General features: G+C 62.6%; 16 protein-coding genes and 1 pseudogene. 16 read left to right on the top strand and 1 reads right to left on the bottom strand.

Annotated features, from left to right (window positions below; translation table 11 throughout):
- The 4 genes and pseudogenes from CHB74_RS22270 to CHB74_RS17145 all read left to right on the top strand — a co-directional run.
- Positions 1-311: pseudogene (locus tag CHB74_RS22270) on the top strand (hypothetical protein); the annotation flags it as partial.
- 258 nt (positions 312-569) lie between these two features.
- The gene (locus tag CHB74_RS17155; protein ID WP_010123252.1) at positions 570-1,928 is read left to right on the top strand and encodes an MBL fold metallo-hydrolase RNA specificity domain-containing protein; all 1,359 of its coding nucleotides are present in this window, start codon (positions 570-572) and stop codon (positions 1,926-1,928) included.
- Positions 1,925-3,451 (top strand): thymidine phosphorylase family protein, encoded by a 1,527-nt coding sequence (locus CHB74_RS17150; protein ID WP_010123254.1) that lies wholly within the window; start codon positions 1,925-1,927, stop codon positions 3,449-3,451. Before CHB74_RS17155 ends, CHB74_RS17150 begins: the two co-directional genes overlap by 4 nt.
- 38 nt (positions 3,452-3,489) lie before the next feature.
- Entirely contained in the window at positions 3,490-4,530 is a 1,041-nt protein-coding gene (locus tag CHB74_RS17145) for a type II glyceraldehyde-3-phosphate dehydrogenase (RefSeq protein WP_037495007.1), read from the top strand.
- A 104-nt stretch (positions 4,531-4,634) separates the two neighbouring features.
- Here CHB74_RS17145 and CHB74_RS17140 read toward each other — a convergent pair whose 3' ends face one another.
- Positions 4,635-5,204 carry a hypothetical protein gene (locus tag CHB74_RS17140; RefSeq protein ID WP_029624233.1) on the bottom strand — a complete coding sequence of 190 codons (570 nt, stop codon included), beginning with the start codon at positions 5,202-5,204 and terminating at the stop codon, positions 4,635-4,637.
- Positions 5,205-5,425: 221 nt separating this feature from the next.
- Between CHB74_RS17140 and CHB74_RS17135 the strand changes: the two genes are divergently transcribed.
- The 12 genes from CHB74_RS17135 to CHB74_RS17080 all read left to right on the top strand — a co-directional run bounded on the left by CHB74_RS17135 (position 5,426) and on the right by CHB74_RS17080 (position 14,626).
- Entirely contained in the window at positions 5,426-6,187 is a 762-nt protein-coding gene (locus tag CHB74_RS17135; RefSeq protein ID WP_089220805.1) for a helix-turn-helix transcriptional regulator, read from the top strand.
- The gene (locus tag CHB74_RS17130; protein ID WP_245842992.1) at positions 6,111-6,947 is read left to right on the top strand and encodes a LuxR family transcriptional regulator; all 837 of its coding nucleotides are present in this window, start codon (positions 6,111-6,113) and stop codon (positions 6,945-6,947) included. Before CHB74_RS17135 ends, CHB74_RS17130 begins: the two co-directional genes overlap by 77 nt.
- Positions 6,948-7,021: 74 nt before the next feature.
- Complete coding sequence (locus CHB74_RS17125) at positions 7,022-7,633, top strand: acyl-homoserine-lactone synthase (RefSeq protein WP_089220803.1); 612 nt, start codon at positions 7,022-7,024, stop codon at positions 7,631-7,633.
- Between the two features lie 11 nt (positions 7,634-7,644).
- Positions 7,645-8,589 carry a phytanoyl-CoA dioxygenase family protein gene (locus CHB74_RS17120; RefSeq protein WP_144033836.1) on the top strand — a complete coding sequence of 315 codons (945 nt, stop codon included), beginning with the start codon at positions 7,645-7,647 and terminating at the stop codon, positions 8,587-8,589.
- Between the two features lie 49 nt (positions 8,590-8,638).
- Entirely contained in the window at positions 8,639-8,980 is a 342-nt protein-coding gene (locus CHB74_RS17115) for a hypothetical protein (RefSeq protein ID WP_089220802.1), read from the top strand.
- Positions 8,977-9,642 carry a lytic transglycosylase domain-containing protein gene (locus tag CHB74_RS17110; RefSeq protein WP_089220801.1) on the top strand — a complete coding sequence of 222 codons (666 nt, stop codon included), beginning with the start codon at positions 8,977-8,979 and terminating at the stop codon, positions 9,640-9,642. Before CHB74_RS17115 ends, CHB74_RS17110 begins: the two co-directional genes overlap by 4 nt.
- Positions 9,639-9,977, top strand: coding sequence for a TrbC/VirB2 family protein (locus CHB74_RS17105; protein ID WP_089220800.1), 339 nt, complete (start codon positions 9,639-9,641; stop codon positions 9,975-9,977). Before CHB74_RS17110 ends, CHB74_RS17105 begins: the two co-directional genes overlap by 4 nt.
- A complete protein-coding gene (locus CHB74_RS17100) occupies positions 9,974-10,324 on the top strand; it encodes a VirB3 family type IV secretion system protein (RefSeq protein ID WP_089220799.1) in 351 nt (116 codons plus the stop codon). Before CHB74_RS17105 ends, CHB74_RS17100 begins: the two co-directional genes overlap by 4 nt.
- On the top strand, positions 10,311-12,728 hold the full coding sequence (locus tag CHB74_RS17095; protein ID WP_089220798.1) for a VirB4 family type IV secretion/conjugal transfer ATPase: 2,418 nt from the start codon (positions 10,311-10,313) through the stop codon (positions 12,726-12,728). The genes CHB74_RS17100 and CHB74_RS17095 overlap by 14 nt, the downstream gene beginning before the upstream one ends.
- A gap of 3 nt (positions 12,729-12,731) precedes the next feature.
- Positions 12,732-13,451: a TrbJ/VirB5 family protein gene (locus tag CHB74_RS17090; protein WP_089220797.1), complete on the top strand. Its 720-nt coding sequence runs from the start codon at positions 12,732-12,734 to the stop codon at positions 13,449-13,451.
- Positions 13,448-13,663 (top strand): EexN family lipoprotein, encoded by a 216-nt coding sequence (locus tag CHB74_RS17085; protein ID WP_089220796.1) that lies wholly within the window; start codon positions 13,448-13,450, stop codon positions 13,661-13,663. Before CHB74_RS17090 ends, CHB74_RS17085 begins: the two co-directional genes overlap by 4 nt.
- 18 nt (positions 13,664-13,681) lie before the next feature.
- Entirely contained in the window at positions 13,682-14,626 is a 945-nt protein-coding gene (locus CHB74_RS17080; RefSeq protein WP_089220795.1) for a TrbL/VirB6 family protein, read from the top strand.
- The last annotated feature ends 313 nt before the right edge of the window (positions 14,627-14,939 follow it).

Here is a 14,939-nt window from a genome sequence, read left to right as displayed (position 1 = left end):
CTCCGGTTCCGCTTCGCTCCACCTACGGCCGACACTGGCGATGGAGGCTTCAATGCACTAACAATCCCAGCGGGCCACTCGGCGGGGGCCGGTCAACTCTTTCGAGCCGCATCGTCTCGTCCGATGCGGTGCCACATCCGACGAACGCGATCGGCCTCGCGCCGCTTGTCGCCCGCGCGCTCGCGCAAGCCCATGTGGGCACAGCAAACCTCATTCGCCATCGTCGACCGCCCGAGCCCCTCGACAAGGTCGACCGCGCGGGTTTCGACTCCTTCCCCGCCAGCGACCCGCCGCCCTGGACGGCAGGCTGATCCGTCACGCTCATCCTGACAATGACAAGAACAGGCGACGATGACCCAATCAGATACCTTTGAAACGTGGCGCAAGGGTTTCCGCACCATGCTGTCCGCCATTTGCTCAACCTGGCCGCCTCTCGCCGAAAGCGCCGCGCGGCTGCTCGGTCGGTCCCGCAATGAGTTTCTCTCTCCCGCCGAATGCGCTGCCATCAATGGTCGCGGCGATTCCTACGACCTCATCACGCCCCCGCCGGCGAACTCAAAGGCTGCATTATGCTCACCATGACCTCGCTTGGCGCCGCCGGAACCGTCACCGGTTCGAAGCATCTGCTGGAGCACGACGGCAAGCGCATCCTGATCGACTGCGGCCTGTTTCAGGGCATGAAAAATCTGCGCGAACTCAATTGGGAGCCGCTACCGGTCCCGCCCGCCAGCATCAATGCAGTCATTCTCACCCATGCCCATCTCGACCATTCCGGCTATCTGCCGCGCCTCGTGCGCGACGGCTTTCGCGGTCGCATTTATGCGACCGCGGCAACGCGCGACGTGGCCGCGCTCATTCTCAAGGACAGCGGCTATCTCAACGAAAAGGACGCCGATTTCCTCAACCGCATCGGGGCCACGCGGCACAAGCCGGCGTTGCCGCTCTATGGCGTGCGCGATGCCGAGCGTGCGATCGAGTCCTTTACGCCGGTTCAGTTCTCCAAATCCACCGAACTTCCGGGCGGCGCGAGGGTCACCTTTCGCCATGCCGGGCACATCCTCGGCGCCGCGACAGCCGATATCGAATGGGGCGGCCAGCGTATCGTCTTCTCCGGCGATCTCGGTCGCTATTCCGATCCCTTCATGCTGGACCCGGAGGCGGTCGCCCAAGCCGACTACGTCGTGATCGAGTCGACCTATGGCAACCGCATTCATGACCCGACCGACGCCGCCGAAGCGCTGGGCGCAGTCGTCGAACGCACCGTCCGCCGCGGCGGGACGGTCATCATCCCGGCCTTCGCTGTCGGACGTGCGCAGGCACTTCTCTACTATCTCTGGAAGTTGCGGGAAGCGGGCCGACTGAAGAACGTGCCGATCTATCTGGACAGCCCGATGGCCATCAGTGCGTCCGACTTGCTATGCGAACATCTCGGCGATCATCGACTGACGCCACAGGTTTGCCGCGACGCCTGCGATATCGCGACCTATACGCGCGAGGTCGAGCAATCGAAGGCAATCACCGCCAGCCCCTATCCCAAGATCGTCATTTCTGCGAGCGGCATGGCGACCGGCGGCCGCGTGCTTCATCACCTCAAAGCGTCCGCGCCCGATCAAAAGAACACTATCCTTTTCTCCGGCTTTCAGGCTGCGGGAACGCGCGGTCGCGCGATGCTCGAAGGTGCGCGCGAGATAAAAATCCATGGCCAGTGGGTTCCGATCGAGGCGGAAGTCGCTGATCTGCCAATGCTTTCGGCTCATGCGGATGCCAATGAGCTGATGCGCTGGCTTTCGGGATTTCAGCGTCCGCCGAAGCGCGTCTTCATCGTGCACGGCGAGGCGCAGGCCTCGGAGGCGCTGCGCTCACGCATCGACCAGGAGCTTGGATGGGATGCCGTCGTTCCGCGCCAGGCGCAGATGTTCGAACTATGACGAGGCCCGATCCCGGCGCTATTGTCCAGCCGACGTTGCGTGCACGGCGCCTCGGTCTCCACACGCAGCACCAGCCGGTCGTCCTCATGCGCACGGACTGCCACGTCTGTCTCGCCGAGGGACTGGCCGGGCGGCCCCAGGTGTTGCTTTCGGCCGCGGGCCGGGAGGTGCGGGCTGCGCTCTTTCAGGTCGAAGGGAACAGCTTGCTCGGGCCGGATGAGGCCGCCCTTTCGGAAACCGCCTGGGAAATGCTCGGTGTCACCGAAGGCGCTCCGATAGCAGTCACGCATGCGCCGGCGCTCGAGTCGCTCGCCAGTGTGCGCAGCCGCATCTACGGGCATCGCCTCAATGCAGCTGCATTCGCCTCCATCGTCGGCGATGTCGCAACCGCGCGCTACACCGACGTGCACCTCGCCGCCTTCCTGACCGCGAGCGCAGTGCTGCCGCTCGACGAGGAGGAAACAATCGACCTCACCGCAGCGATGATCGGGGTCGGCGACCGCCTGTCATGGGATGCCCCGGTCGTGGTCGACAAGCATTGTGTCGGCGGCCTGCCGGGCAATCGCACCACACCGCTCGTCGTGGCCATTGTTGCTGCGAACGGCCTCATCATGCCGAAAACCTCATCGCGCGCGATTACATCGCCTGCCGGGACCGCCGACACGATGGAGACGCTCGCGCCGGTCGATCTTGATATTGCCGCGCTGAAGCGCGTCGTCGAGCAGGAAGGCGGCTGCATCGTCTGGGGTGGCGCGATCCACCTCAGCCCGGCCGACGACAAGTTCGTGCGGATCGAGCGCGAGCTCGACATCGACACCGAGGGCCAGCTCATCGCCTCGGTCCTGTCGAAGAAGATCGCTGCAGGCTCGACCCATGTGGTCATCGACATTCCGGTGGGGCCGACCGCCAAGGTGCGTAGCGAAGAGAATGCACGGCACCTTGCCGAGCGCATGCGCATGGTGGCCGAGCGCTCAGGCTTGGAGGCGCGCTGCCTGCTCACCGATGGCACCCAGCCCGTCGGGCGCGGCATCGGACCCGCACTGGAAGCACGCGACCTGCTTGCGGTGCTGCGCAATGCGCCCGGGGCGCCGGACGATCTGCGCCGCCGCGCCGCATCGCTTGCCGGCGTGGCGCTTGAGATTGGTGGCAAGTCTGAACCGGGCAAGGGCGCGGCTCTCGCGCTCAAGACATTGGCGGATGGACGCGCCTGGACCAAGTTCCAGGCGATCTGCGAGGCTCAGGGCGGCATGCGCGCGCCTCCGCTGGCCGCGCAGACCCACCCCATCGTCGCCGACCGCGCGGGGCGCGTCGTCCATATCGACAATCGCAAGCTGGCGCGCCTTGCCAAGCTGGCCGGGGCTCCGGACGTCAAGGCCGCGGGCATCTTCATGGAGGCTCGTCTCGGTCAGGATGTGGAGCGGGGCCAACCGCTGCTGCACGTCCATGCCGAGACCGCCGGAGAGCTCGCTTACGCGCTCGATTATGCCGTAGCTGCGGGTGACATCATTCGGGTAGAAACATGAGAGAGACGACCCGAACCTATAGTGGGAGCATGACAAAGATGACCCAGCACGATCCAGTTCGTGTCGCGATCAACGGCTACGGTGTTATCGGCAAGCGGGTGGCAACCGCCGTTTTGGCGCAGAAGGACATGCGGCTTGCCGGAGTGGTGGACATTGCCACGGACTGGCGGCTGCGCCCGCTTGAAGAGCAGGGAATCGATCTTTACGCAGCCTCGTCCGAACATGCCCAGACGATGCGGGGCGCTGGCTTCACCATCGCCGGTACGCTCGACGCGCTCCTCGGACAGGTCGATGTGGTGGTGGACTGTACGCCCAAACGCATCGCCGCGCAGAATGCAGAGATCTATCGGGCAAACGGCCGCAAGTTTATCGTTCATGGTGGTGAGAAGCACGATGTCACGGGACACTCCTTCGTCGCTGAGGTTTCGTTCGACAGCGCGGCAGGACGAGCGGCGACGCGGGTGGTATCCTGCAACACGACCTCGATCGTGCGCACTCTGACAGCGCTCAAACGGGCAGGGCTCCTGAAGCGTGCTCGCGGCACTCTCCTACGACGGGCCACCGACCCGTGGGAAAGTCACTTGGGCGGCATCATGAACACTCTCGTCCCCGAACCTGACATCCCCAGTCACCAGGGGCCGGATGCTCAAAGCGTGGATCCCCAGCTCGATGTCGTGACGATGGCGGTCAAAGTTCCCCAAACGTTGGCGCATCTTCACTATTGGTCGGTACTGTTGACCCGGAACGCGAGCAAGGAAGAGGTGCTCGACGCGTTTCGGGCTTCGTCCCGCATTGCCCTGATCCGAGCCGGCGATGGCCTCGCCGCGATCAATACGGTCAAGGAACTGATGGCCGACCTCGGCCGACCACACGACAATCTTTATGAGGTCGCGTTGTGGGAGGACATGCTCAAGGTAGAGGGCGACGAGCTGTTCTATGCCTATATGGTCGACAACCAGGCCATCGTCATTCCCGACACGATCGATGCCATCAGAGCACTGACGGGCCTAGCGAGGACTGCCGAAGACTCGATAGCGCAAACGAATGAGACGCTTGGCATCCGCGCTGCGTTCTGCTGACAAAGACAAGCCATTTTCTAGCTCGCAAAACTCGGAGTAAGCGGATCTCGACCAATGAAGGGCTGCTTCTGCTGCACGGGGTCGTGGCCATAGCTCCATCCCACTCATTCCACCAACACAAGCTCACCTTGTGCGGACGGAAGCGGCTTTGGCTGGATCGCTGACAGCAGGCGCAGAGCATCGCCAATCAACGTATAGACCGCGTGACGCTGGCCGCCGCGGTTGTGGTGATCAATCCGGTAACCCTGGTAATGCCGGTCCAAGAGGCCCGCACTCACCAATTCCGATACCGCGCGGCTGAGGTTGCTCTTTCCCGCCGTTCGCACCCGAGCGCGCGCCTCCGCCTCGATTGCTTGCCGCCTTGCCGCATCGCCATCCGGTAGGAGGCCGCGCTCGTCGAGGTCGATCCGAACCCGCTCAAAGAGCGCTGCGGCGCGCGGACCACGTTGGGCCATGGGCCTAAGGGCGTCACACAGCCAGTCGCGCAAGGAGATAAGCTCCGTCCCGCGCTTGATCCAGGGGCCGGCCCTTCCGTCTGGCCTCGCGACCTGTGCGATCAGGTTGAGGACCATGAACGCATAACGGGGCCGGCTCGATGCGCTTGCCAACCTCTCGAGCACGACCGCGACATCACAGCCACTAGAAGGTTCAAGAGGCTTGGCTGTTTGAAACATAACATGGTGGAATCAAGCACAAAGCAGGATCAATGTGAATCCCAAATCGGCGATCGCTGCCGGATTGTCGGTCATGACACTTTGCCCACCGGTAAAGTGTCGCAGGCGATCCATTCTGAGCACAAATTGTTGCGAATCGTTCTCAATTCGTCTTGATAATCACGGCGCTCGCCGCTTAGGCCTCGACGGGGAGACCTCTCGCAGACGACCTATCACCCTCTATGGCGAAAAGTATTAAAGACTGCGGCCGCCTTGATGATCTTACGCGCTTTGCAACAGAATGTGGGCGCGCTGGAAACCTCGGCGAATTGCATGGCACGATCGATGCGGCTGCGCGCGAATTCGGCTTCCGCTGGTTCACGCTGCTTCATAACGTCGACCTTAGGCGAGGAGGCGAGGAAACATTGTTTCTCACGACCTATCCCTCGCCCTGGCTCGAAGAAGTGCTCGAAGAGCGCCATTATCTGGAAGATCCCATCCATGCGGCTTGCGCCCGTACCCCGTCGGGGCTCGCCTGGGACCGGATCGGCGATGTGCTGGAGCTTACGCCGCGCCAGCGAAGCATCCTCGACCGCGCCCGAGATCATGACCTTGCATCTGGTTACAGTTTGCCGATCCGGACTCCGGGCGAGCCCGAGGCGATCTTTACCGCCGCCCGATCACGCGACGAGCCGCTCAGCGCGGAGGAGATACTGACGGCCCGTCTGCTCGGCTCGGTCGCTTATGATCGTGCCCGCGAGCTGCTGGGCGAGGCAGCGAAGACATTGACCTGCGTGCCGCTCAGCCCACGACAGGTCGAATGCATCGCACTCGTCGCGCAAGGCAAAAGCGACTGGGAGATCGGCCAGATCCTCGGTCTGAGCCGCGACACCGTGCACGAATATGTTGAATCGGCCCGCAGGCGCTATGGCGTGCGACGACGCACGCAGCTGGTGCTGCGCGCGGTTCGCGATGGTCATCTCAACATGGAAGCGCTTCTCTGAGCTCGCCGGCCGAGTGATGATCGGGCTTGGGCAAGTTCAGGATTTTTGCGCTGTCGCTGGCGTGATCAGGGACAGCGCAGCCTTGTCTGACCTGATGGCCGAAATCACGAAGGCCATGGGCTTTCGGCACTATGCTCTGGTCCATCATGTCGACCTGAAGCCTGCGGTTCGCTCGGTCCACATCGTCGACTATCCGCAAGACTGGGTGGAGCGCTTCCAGGCGAGACGTCTCTATGCAAGCGACCCGATCCACCGCGCCAGCCATCGCACCAATGTGGGCTTTGCCTGGTCGGCGGTTCAGTCGATCATCTCTCTGACGGCCGCCGATCGCTCGATCCTGGCAGAAGCGTACGAGGCCGGGCTGGGCGACGGCTTCACCGTTCCGGCCCATATACCCGGCGAGCTCAATGGATCCTGTTCCTTCGCGATGGCGGCGGGCGAGATGCTCGACCATCGGCAACTGCCGCTCGTGCAGCTCGTCGGCAGCTTCGCGTTCGAAGCGGCACGCAAGATTTCCCGGATCCACGCGCCGCAATCCGAATGTCCGAGCCTGACCGAACGGCAGGCCGAATGCGTGGCGCTGGTCGCGCGGGGCAAGACCGACTGGGAAATCAGCCAGATCCTCGGCATCGGCCAGGAAACGGTGATCCAGCATGTGAAGGATGCGCGCGACCGCTATGGCGTCACCAAGCGCACCCTTCTTGCCATTCGCGCCTTGTTCGACGGGCAAATCAGCTTTGCCGATGTGTTCGGCCGATGATCTCCCCAGAACTGGGGATAACGCAAGAAAGCCGCCTCTGATCGACTGACAGGCCTCACAAAAAGGAGGCTGTCATGCACATCGGGACCGGCTTTTCACAAGCCATGGAACATCACCTGTTTCGCGCCATGTTCGAGGAGCGTAAGCGGGTGTTCGTCGATCTTCTGCGCTGGAATGTGCCGGTCGTCGCTGGCCGTTATGAAGTCGATCAGTTCGACGATGATCGCGCTATCTATATCGTCATAACCGGGGACGATGGCGACCACCGGGCATCTGCACGGCTCCTGCCCACGACGCACGATCATATTCTCGGCACGATATTCCCAAACCTTTGCAAAGAGGCGCCGCCTCGTGGCGCCGCCATTCTGGAGATCACCCGCTTCTGCCTTGCGCGCAAATTACGCGCCCGAGAACGTCTCGAGGTCCGCAATCAGCTGGTCACGGCGCTCGTTGAATATGCCCTTGCCCATCAGATCCGTAGCTTCACAGGGGTCGCGGAGTGGGTATGGTTCCAGCAAATCCTTAGTTTCGGCTGGATCTGCCGACCATTGGGTCTTCCCACGTCCGAGGAGGGGCGAAGCCTCGTCGCCTTGCAAATCGATGTGGACGACCAAACGCGCGAGCAGCTGCGCGCGAACGGTATTTTGCGCCCCGTCGGCCTTTCCGATCTTGCCGCAGCAGCGTGAGGAGAAAAGTCATGGCAACGATTGCGCCTCGCAAAACCCCTGCTGCAACCAGAAGCGATGAGACACTGCGGCGACAGGGCTTCTGCGTCTTGCAGGACGTCGTGCCCGGGTCGCGGATCGAGGACATCAGTCGATCGCTTCACCCGCGTTTTGCCGCAACCCCATTCTGCCAGGGAGGTTTCTACGGGCCCCGCACCAAGCGCTTCGGGGGATTGCTGAAGCGGGCGCCCGCGGTAGAAAGTCTTGTCCGGAACCCTGCCGTCATGCGCTTCGTCCGCGCCTTTCTCGAGCCTTGGTGCGAGACCGTCCAGCTCAACCTTACGCAGGCGCTTGAATTGCATCCGGGAGCGCCAGCGCAATTTCCACACAGAGACCAGGACATGTGGCGCGGGCCGACAGGCGAACTCGAATATCTCGTCAACGTGATGTGGCCGATTACTCCTTTCAGGGCCGAGAACGGGGCCACGCTCATTTGGCCAGGGAGCCACAATGGCGGGCAGGGTGACGGCGGCCAGGAACCGGTCGCCATCGAAGCCGACCCGGGATCGGCGATCATATTTCTGGGATCGACCCTCCATGGCGCTGGCCCGAACCATACTGACGCGGTGCGCCGCGGGATCATCGTCAGCTACTGCCTTGGCTGGCTGAAGCCCTATGAGAACCAGTGGCTGACCTATCCCCCCGACGTGGCCAGTGCTTTCGACCCTGAGCTTGCCGCGCTGGTCGGCTATCAGCAGCATCGCCCCAATCTCGGGAATTACGACGGGCAATGCCCGTCCATCCTGCTCGGGGGCGAACCGCCGGATCATCTGGCCGCGATCGACGCTCTCCGACCCGATCAGGAAGGCGCTCTGTCCGAGTTCCTGCGACAGCAAACCGAGCAACTCCCCCCGGTTGGGGGGATTGCCGAAATCGAGCGGGGTCGGAACAAAAGAGAGGTGAAATCCAACGGATAGCTGACGCCATTTCCCGACGCGGGAGGTGTGTCTCGCGGGGGGAAACCCAATGCAACGTGCGATTTACGGCTTGGCGATGCTTGCCTTCGCCACCGCCCTTCCCACTGCTCCGGCGCGAGCGAACGATCTGGGGTGCCAGGTTCTCATCTGCCTTTCCAATCCCGGTGGCGCGACCCAATACGCGCAGTGCGTGCCGCCGATGACCAAGCTCTGGAAGCGCTTGGCCACCGGCGGCGCCTTTCCCGGTTGCAGTGGCGGCGGTGTCGCCCGCAGTAAGGTCTATGATCGCGATTCCGCAATTCGCCGGCGGGTCGAGATCACGTTTAACGATGGCCGCCGCCAGACCTACTCGCTGGCCAACATCGAGCGACTGAACGGTAGCGTCCAATGATTCTCGACGTCGCCAGCCTCCTGTCGATTGCAGGAGCATGCGCCCCGTCAGTTGCGCCCGAGACGCTCCTTTCGATCGTCCACACCGAGAGCCGGTTCAACAGCCTTGCCATCGGCGTCAATAGTCCCGGCGTGCGCCAGCCAAGACCCGCGACCAAGGCGCAGGCGATTGCGGCGGCCCGAAGCCTGATCCGTCAAGGCTACAACATCGATCTCGGCTTGGGGCAGATCAACAGCGCCAATCTCGGATGGCTGGAGCTTTCGGTCGAAGATGCCTTCGAGCCGTGCCGCAATCTGGCGGCGGCCGCCCGCGTCCTTGCCAAGAACTATCAGGCGGTCATGCGCATCGCGCCGAGCCGAGATCATGCGATCGCGACGGCGCTTTCGCTGTACAATACCGGCGACCGGCGGCGCGGCTTTCGCAACGGCTATGTCGCCAGGGTCTATGCTAGCGCGTCAGTCGTCATTCCCCTGATCCGGGGGACGGCGCCGGTGGCCACTGCATCGGCGATTGCCCCGACTGCGCCGGCCTTCACCCCGCCACCCGACACCACTGTTTCGACGCCGCTCGCTACCGGATGGAACACGGCCGCGCGGGCGAGCCAGGCCTCGCTCATGGTGTTCGGAGACGGGGCAGCATCTTTGAAAGGACTGCATCCATGACAGCAATCACCGCCCCCTTGGGCGGATGGCCCCAGTGGGCGCGACTTCTGGTGCGCATCGTCGGTGTGGCGGCATTGGCGCTGCTTGTCTCGCTATTGCTCAGCGATCCTGCGCACGCGCAAGGCGCCGACGGCATCACATCGATGGCGGAGAACATCAAGACCTGGCTCACCGGGACCTTCGCCAAGACGATCGCGGTGATTGCGGTCGTCATCGTCGGTTTCATGTTCTTCACGGGGCGCGCCAGCCTCGGCCTGCTCGTGACCGTCATCGTCGGAATCTTCATCGTCTTCAGCGCGCAGTGGATCGTCGACACGATCACGGGTGGCGCGTGAAGGGGAGCGCCGCCCCGGACGAGCGGCTACGCGAGGAAACGCTGTTTCTGGCGGTTACGCGACCTACGATGTGGCTCGGCGTACCGCTCGAAGCCTCGCTGCCGATCGCGCTTGCTGCCTGTCTCACGCTGATCGTCAGCGGCAATCCGCTCTATGCCGGCGCCATTGGAGGCGCCTGTCTTGCCGTGGCGCGGCTCATCGTGCGGCACGATGCCAATGCTTTCCGGCTGCTGTGGCTGTGGACCATGACCAAGGCGCGCAGCCGGAACCGCGCCTGGTGGGGCGGAAGTTCCTATTCGCCGCTCCCGGTCGCCGGGCTGAAGCGCAAGGGCTTTGCGCGTGGCTAGCACGGCGACCCAGCTCCCGCCGCGCAAGACGCCGTGGCGCATCTTGCGGCAAGAGGCCGAGCCTGGGCGCTATCTGCCCTACGCACGCCATGTGACGTCCGAGGTGATCGCGCTCGATAGCGGCGATCTGATGATGATGTTCCGCCTCGAGGGGCTCGCTTTCGAAACCGCGGATCCGATCCACCTCAACGACTGGCACGAGAAACTCAATGGCACTTGGCGCAACATCGCCGACGATCGGCTCGCGCTCTGGACCCACATCGTTCGCCACCCGGTCGACGACTATCCCGAAGGTGAATTCCGCTCAGCCTTCGCAGCCGATCTGGACGGCAAATATCGCGCGCGCGTCACCGCCAATCGCATGTTCGTCAACGAGCATTATTTGACGCTGATCATGCGACCCGCAGTTGGTTCGGCCGATCGGACGGGGCTGCTCCTCAAGCGGATCGCCAAGGCGAAGGCAGTCGACGAGGAAGTCGACCCCGACGAATTAGCCCGCTTCGAGGAGAAGGCGCGCGACATTGAAAAGCTCCTTCGGCGGTGCAGCCCCGCGCGGCTCGCCCTCTATGAGAAAAATGGCCTCATATTCTCCAGGCCCCTCGAAGTGCTCGAGCAGGTCATGATGGGCGCCCGGGCCAAGGTGCCGCTGGTCCGAGGCCATCTTGGGTCGACACTCTACGGCGAGCGGCTGATCTTCGGACGCGAGACGGTCGAGATCCGCGCTCATGATGCGAGCCGCTGGGTGGGGATTTTCGGCATCCGGGAATATCCCGCGCTCACCCGCCCCGGTCAGATGAACGCTCTGCTGGGCCAGGATTTCGCGTTCGTCGTGTCGCAGTCCTTCACCTTCATGAGCAAGGCGCGGGCGGCCGAAAGGCTTCGCCGGCGACAGAACCAGATGGCCTCCACCGAAGACGCGGCCGCAAGCCAGGCGCTCGACCTTGAGGACGCGGCCGACGATCTTCAGAGCAATCGGTTCGTCCTGGGCGAACATCATTTCTCGCTCGCCGTGTTCGCTGAGAACCAGAAGCGCCTCGCCGATAATCTGTCGGCGGCGCGGGCCGCGCTCGCCGATGCTGGCCTGGTATCAGCGAGGGAAGGGCCGGCGCTCGAGGCGGCCTTCTGGGCTCAGCTTCCCGGAAATTTCGCGTGGCGGGCGCGGCCGGCGGCGATCACCTCGCGGAATTTCGCCGCCTTGGCACCCTTCCACACTTACCCTGCGGGACGGCCGAGCGGAAATCATTGGGGTTCGGCGATCGCGTTGATGAAAACGGCCGCGCAATCACCCTACTATTTCAACTTCCACGTCGGGGATCTCGGCCACACGCTGATCATTGGTCCCTCGGGCGCGGGCAAGACCGTCGTCCAGAACTTCCTGATGGCGCAGCTCGAGAAGACAGGCGCCCAGCAGATCTTCATCGACAAGGATCGCGGCGCCGAGATCTACGTGCGGTCTGCTGGCGGAATCTATCTGACGCTGAAGAATGGCGAGCCCACCGGCTTCGCGCCCTTGCGGGCGCTTGAATATGGACCGCGCAACCTCGTCTTCCTCGGCCGTCTGATCAGGCAGCTGGTGACGCCGGCTGGCGGTACGCTCGGCGTCACCCAAGAGCGCATGATCGACGAAGGCTTGGCGTCTATGGGGCGGCTCGCGCCGGAGAATCGATCCATCCTCGCTCTGCGCCAGTTGCTCGGCCAGCGCGATCCGGAAGGGATTGGCGCACGGCTTGAGAAATGGTCGCGAGGCGGACCGCTGGGCTGGGTTTTCGACAACGAGAGCGATGCCCTGTCGCTCGATGCGCCGTTCCTCGGTTTCGACATGACCGATTTCCTCGACAATCCGGAGGTTCGGACGCCGATCGTGATGTACATGTTCCATCGCATCGACGGCCTCCTGGACGGCCGGAGGCTGGTGATCGACATCGACGAGTTCTGGAAGGCGCTGGATGATGACGCTTTCCGCGCCTTCGCCCAGGATGGCTTGAAGACTTATCGTAAGCAGAACGCCTTCCTGGTCTTCGGCACGCAGAGCCCAGCCGATGCGCTGCGCTCCGACATCTCGCACAGCATCATGGAGCAGGTCGCGACCAAGATCCTGCTCCCCAACCCCTATGGCCGTGCAGCGGATTATGTCGACGGGCTGGGCCTGACCCAAGCGGAATTCAAGCTCATCCGTCATGACCTGAACCCGGAATCGCGTCGCTTCCTCATCAAGCAGGGCCATGACTCGATCGTGGTGGAACTGGATCTTGGCGGGCTCTCCGACGAACTGGCTGTGCTCTCGGGCACCACGGAAACCGTGACGCTTCTCGATGCCATTCGCGCGGATGTCGGCGACAACCCGGCGAAATGGCTGCCTCTCTTTCACCAGCAGCGTCGGTCTGCATCGATCAGGAAAGGATGAGCTATGGGTAATGGCAAATGCGCAGCGCTTGGCGCCATCGCGTTGGGAATGGCAGGGCCGGCGGCCGCCCAGGGTATCCCGGTCTATGACAGCTCCGGCTATCTGCAGGCCTTGGCCACGGTGAAGAACACCCTGTCGATGATCGATCAGGGGAAGGAGCAGATCGCCGAGGCAAAGCAGCTCTATGGCAGCTTCAACCAAGTCACCGACGTCAACGGCATTGCCTCGTCGCTTTCCACTGACGCCATGCGCCATCTTCTGCCGCGGGAGGCGCGTGACATCAATCGGCTGATGTCTTCGGACAATGCCAGCCTGGGCTCGCTCGGGAGTTCCGCGACCCGCATTCGGAACGCCAACCGCGTCGCCCTGCCGGAATTGCGGCCGGGTGCTTCAGCTTATGAGCGCGCTTCCCGGGACAACCTCCTGCGCAACGGCGATCTCGCAGCGCGTGATGCGGCAATCGCGGAGGCCGCCTATGGCGTATCCGCGCAGCGTACCACCGGCCTTGAGGAGCTGAGAACCTCGCTTGATACGGCGTCGGACGCGAAGCAGGTCATGGACATTCAGGCGAGGGTAGGGGTCGAGAACGCCCATATCCAGAACGATGCTCTGCAATTGCAGGCGCTGCGGATGAGGCAGGATGCAGAGGATCGTCTTCGCTCGCAACGCCAGGGGGAGGAGTCCCTCGCGAAGCTCGAACAATCTCTTAGTGATACCAAATGAAAAGGCAGTCTGTAGGCTTCGCTCTTCTTGCGACCCTATCACTTTGCGCCTGCCACGAAACCAAGGGGAAGGACGAACTCGCCAACTCACCCCAAGAGAGGTCGAGCATTCTGGAGGCTTGCGCCAATGGTACACACGGCGACCCGCAGGAATGCAGCAACGCCAAAAGCGTGGAGAACGCTAGAAAACTTGAACAGTCGCTGGGCCGCTGAAGGTCGCGGAGCCACCATATGTCTTCGACGATATTTTCGACGATCTACGACAATGTTGACGGAAAGCTCGACCTCTTTCTCAATGAGCGGTTGTCAAACGTTGTCGACGTAATTCGCGGACCGTTAGCTGCGGGCCTCGTGATCTACATTGTCTTGTTCGGCTTCATGGTGATGCGAGGCATCATCAGCGAACCTTGGGGCGAGTTATTCGCGCGCATGGTCAAACTTTGTCTCTTATACATGGCCGCCACCACAGTTGCCTATTCCGAATGGATAACCGAACCCCTTTTTCACGGGATGCCAGACGCGATAGCTCAGGCCCTAGCCGGGAAGACGATCGGCACCGCTGGTGCAGTTTTCGACCAATACTTCAGCCAAGTCGATGACGTCATCCGGCTGATCAGGACCGAAGCGGAGACTTATCTCGATATCAACCCGTGGAAGCTTGTGCTCCTGACCTTGGCCATAGTGATATATGCGGTGGCTGGCCTTTCGGCAGCGATTGGCTTCGCAATCACGATCTTCGCGAAGGTCGCCCTTGCAATCATTATCGCCTTGGGACCCATTTTTATCGCGTTGGCTTTGTTCGAGCCAACGCGACGGTTCTTCCATGGATGGCTGGGCCAAGCATTCAACTACATCGTCCTCATGGCCGTAATTATTGCGATCACAACACTAGTATCTGATCTTGGCGCATCGGCGTTGGCTGAAGCGGAAACCAACTCCGATGTCACGATCGCAGCCGTAATATTTGCGGTTTACCTCTTTCTAGGGACTATTTTTTTCTTCCAGGCTCCAGCCATCGCCACAGGAATAGCCGGAGGAGCCGCTGCAGGTGTGGGTGCCTTCGCCGGGACGGCATGGGGCACGATGGCATCTCCCTTCCGACAGCGTCGCGTCATGCGCAACAGCCGCAACTTGGAGCGCGCCGCTCGTCGCGGCGGCACCATTGAAGCGGCGTAGCGAGGCATCATCATTATGACTTTCCTTTTTCCGCGAATTCCCGCCTCGATCTCCCGCCACCGTCCCACTTGCGTGGGTGCATGTCTGGTTATGCTGGCCCTCGCCGGCTGTGCTTCCGGACCCAAGAAGCTCGCGGTGTGCAATGGGCGTCACCTGCGCGATGTAAACATCTACGGAAGCGTCCTGCCCGGCTCGCCGGTGCCTGCCACCACGGCGCCGAGAGCCGCGCCGCCCATACCGCCCCTGTCCCATCCACGAGATAGCGATCCGCCCCCGCCGCCCCCTGTGCCATCGCCGTCAACCTCGGGCGACA

This window comes from Edaphosphingomonas laterariae, assembly GCF_900188165.1.
Taxonomy (GTDB): Bacteria; Pseudomonadota; Alphaproteobacteria; order Sphingomonadales; family Sphingomonadaceae; genus Sphingomonas_E; species Sphingomonas_E laterariae.
The sequence above is the reverse complement of the archived record's forward strand: the minus strand, read 5'-3'. Positions and strand labels throughout refer to the sequence as shown.

Coding starts and splice junctions, on each gene's coding strand:
- CHB74_RS17155 (WP_010123252.1), top strand. CDS start 570: ATGCTCACCATGACCTCGCTTGGCGCCGCCGGAACCGTCACCGGTTCG.
- CHB74_RS17150 (WP_010123254.1), top strand. CDS start 1,925: ATGACGAGGCCCGATCCCGGCGCTATTGTCCAGCCGACGTTGCGTGCA.
- CHB74_RS17145 (WP_037495007.1), top strand. CDS start 3,490: ATGACCCAGCACGATCCAGTTCGTGTCGCGATCAACGGCTACGGTGTT.
- CHB74_RS17140 (WP_029624233.1), bottom strand. CDS start 5,204: ATGTTTCAAACAGCCAAGCCTCTTGAACCTTCTAGTGGCTGTGATGTC.
- CHB74_RS17135 (WP_089220805.1), top strand. CDS start 5,426: ATGGCGAAAAGTATTAAAGACTGCGGCCGCCTTGATGATCTTACGCGC.
- CHB74_RS17130 (WP_245842992.1), top strand. CDS start 6,111: ATGGCGTGCGACGACGCACGCAGCTGGTGCTGCGCGCGGTTCGCGATG.
- CHB74_RS17125 (WP_089220803.1), top strand. CDS start 7,022: ATGCACATCGGGACCGGCTTTTCACAAGCCATGGAACATCACCTGTTT.
- CHB74_RS17120 (WP_144033836.1), top strand. CDS start 7,645: ATGGCAACGATTGCGCCTCGCAAAACCCCTGCTGCAACCAGAAGCGAT.
- CHB74_RS17115 (WP_089220802.1), top strand. CDS start 8,639: ATGCAACGTGCGATTTACGGCTTGGCGATGCTTGCCTTCGCCACCGCC.
- CHB74_RS17110 (WP_089220801.1), top strand. CDS start 8,977: ATGATTCTCGACGTCGCCAGCCTCCTGTCGATTGCAGGAGCATGCGCC.
- CHB74_RS17105 (WP_089220800.1), top strand. CDS start 9,639: ATGACAGCAATCACCGCCCCCTTGGGCGGATGGCCCCAGTGGGCGCGA.
- CHB74_RS17090 (WP_089220797.1), top strand. CDS start 12,732: ATGGGTAATGGCAAATGCGCAGCGCTTGGCGCCATCGCGTTGGGAATG.
- CHB74_RS17085 (WP_089220796.1), top strand. CDS start 13,448: ATGAAAAGGCAGTCTGTAGGCTTCGCTCTTCTTGCGACCCTATCACTT.
- CHB74_RS17080 (WP_089220795.1), top strand. CDS start 13,682: ATGTCTTCGACGATATTTTCGACGATCTACGACAATGTTGACGGAAAG.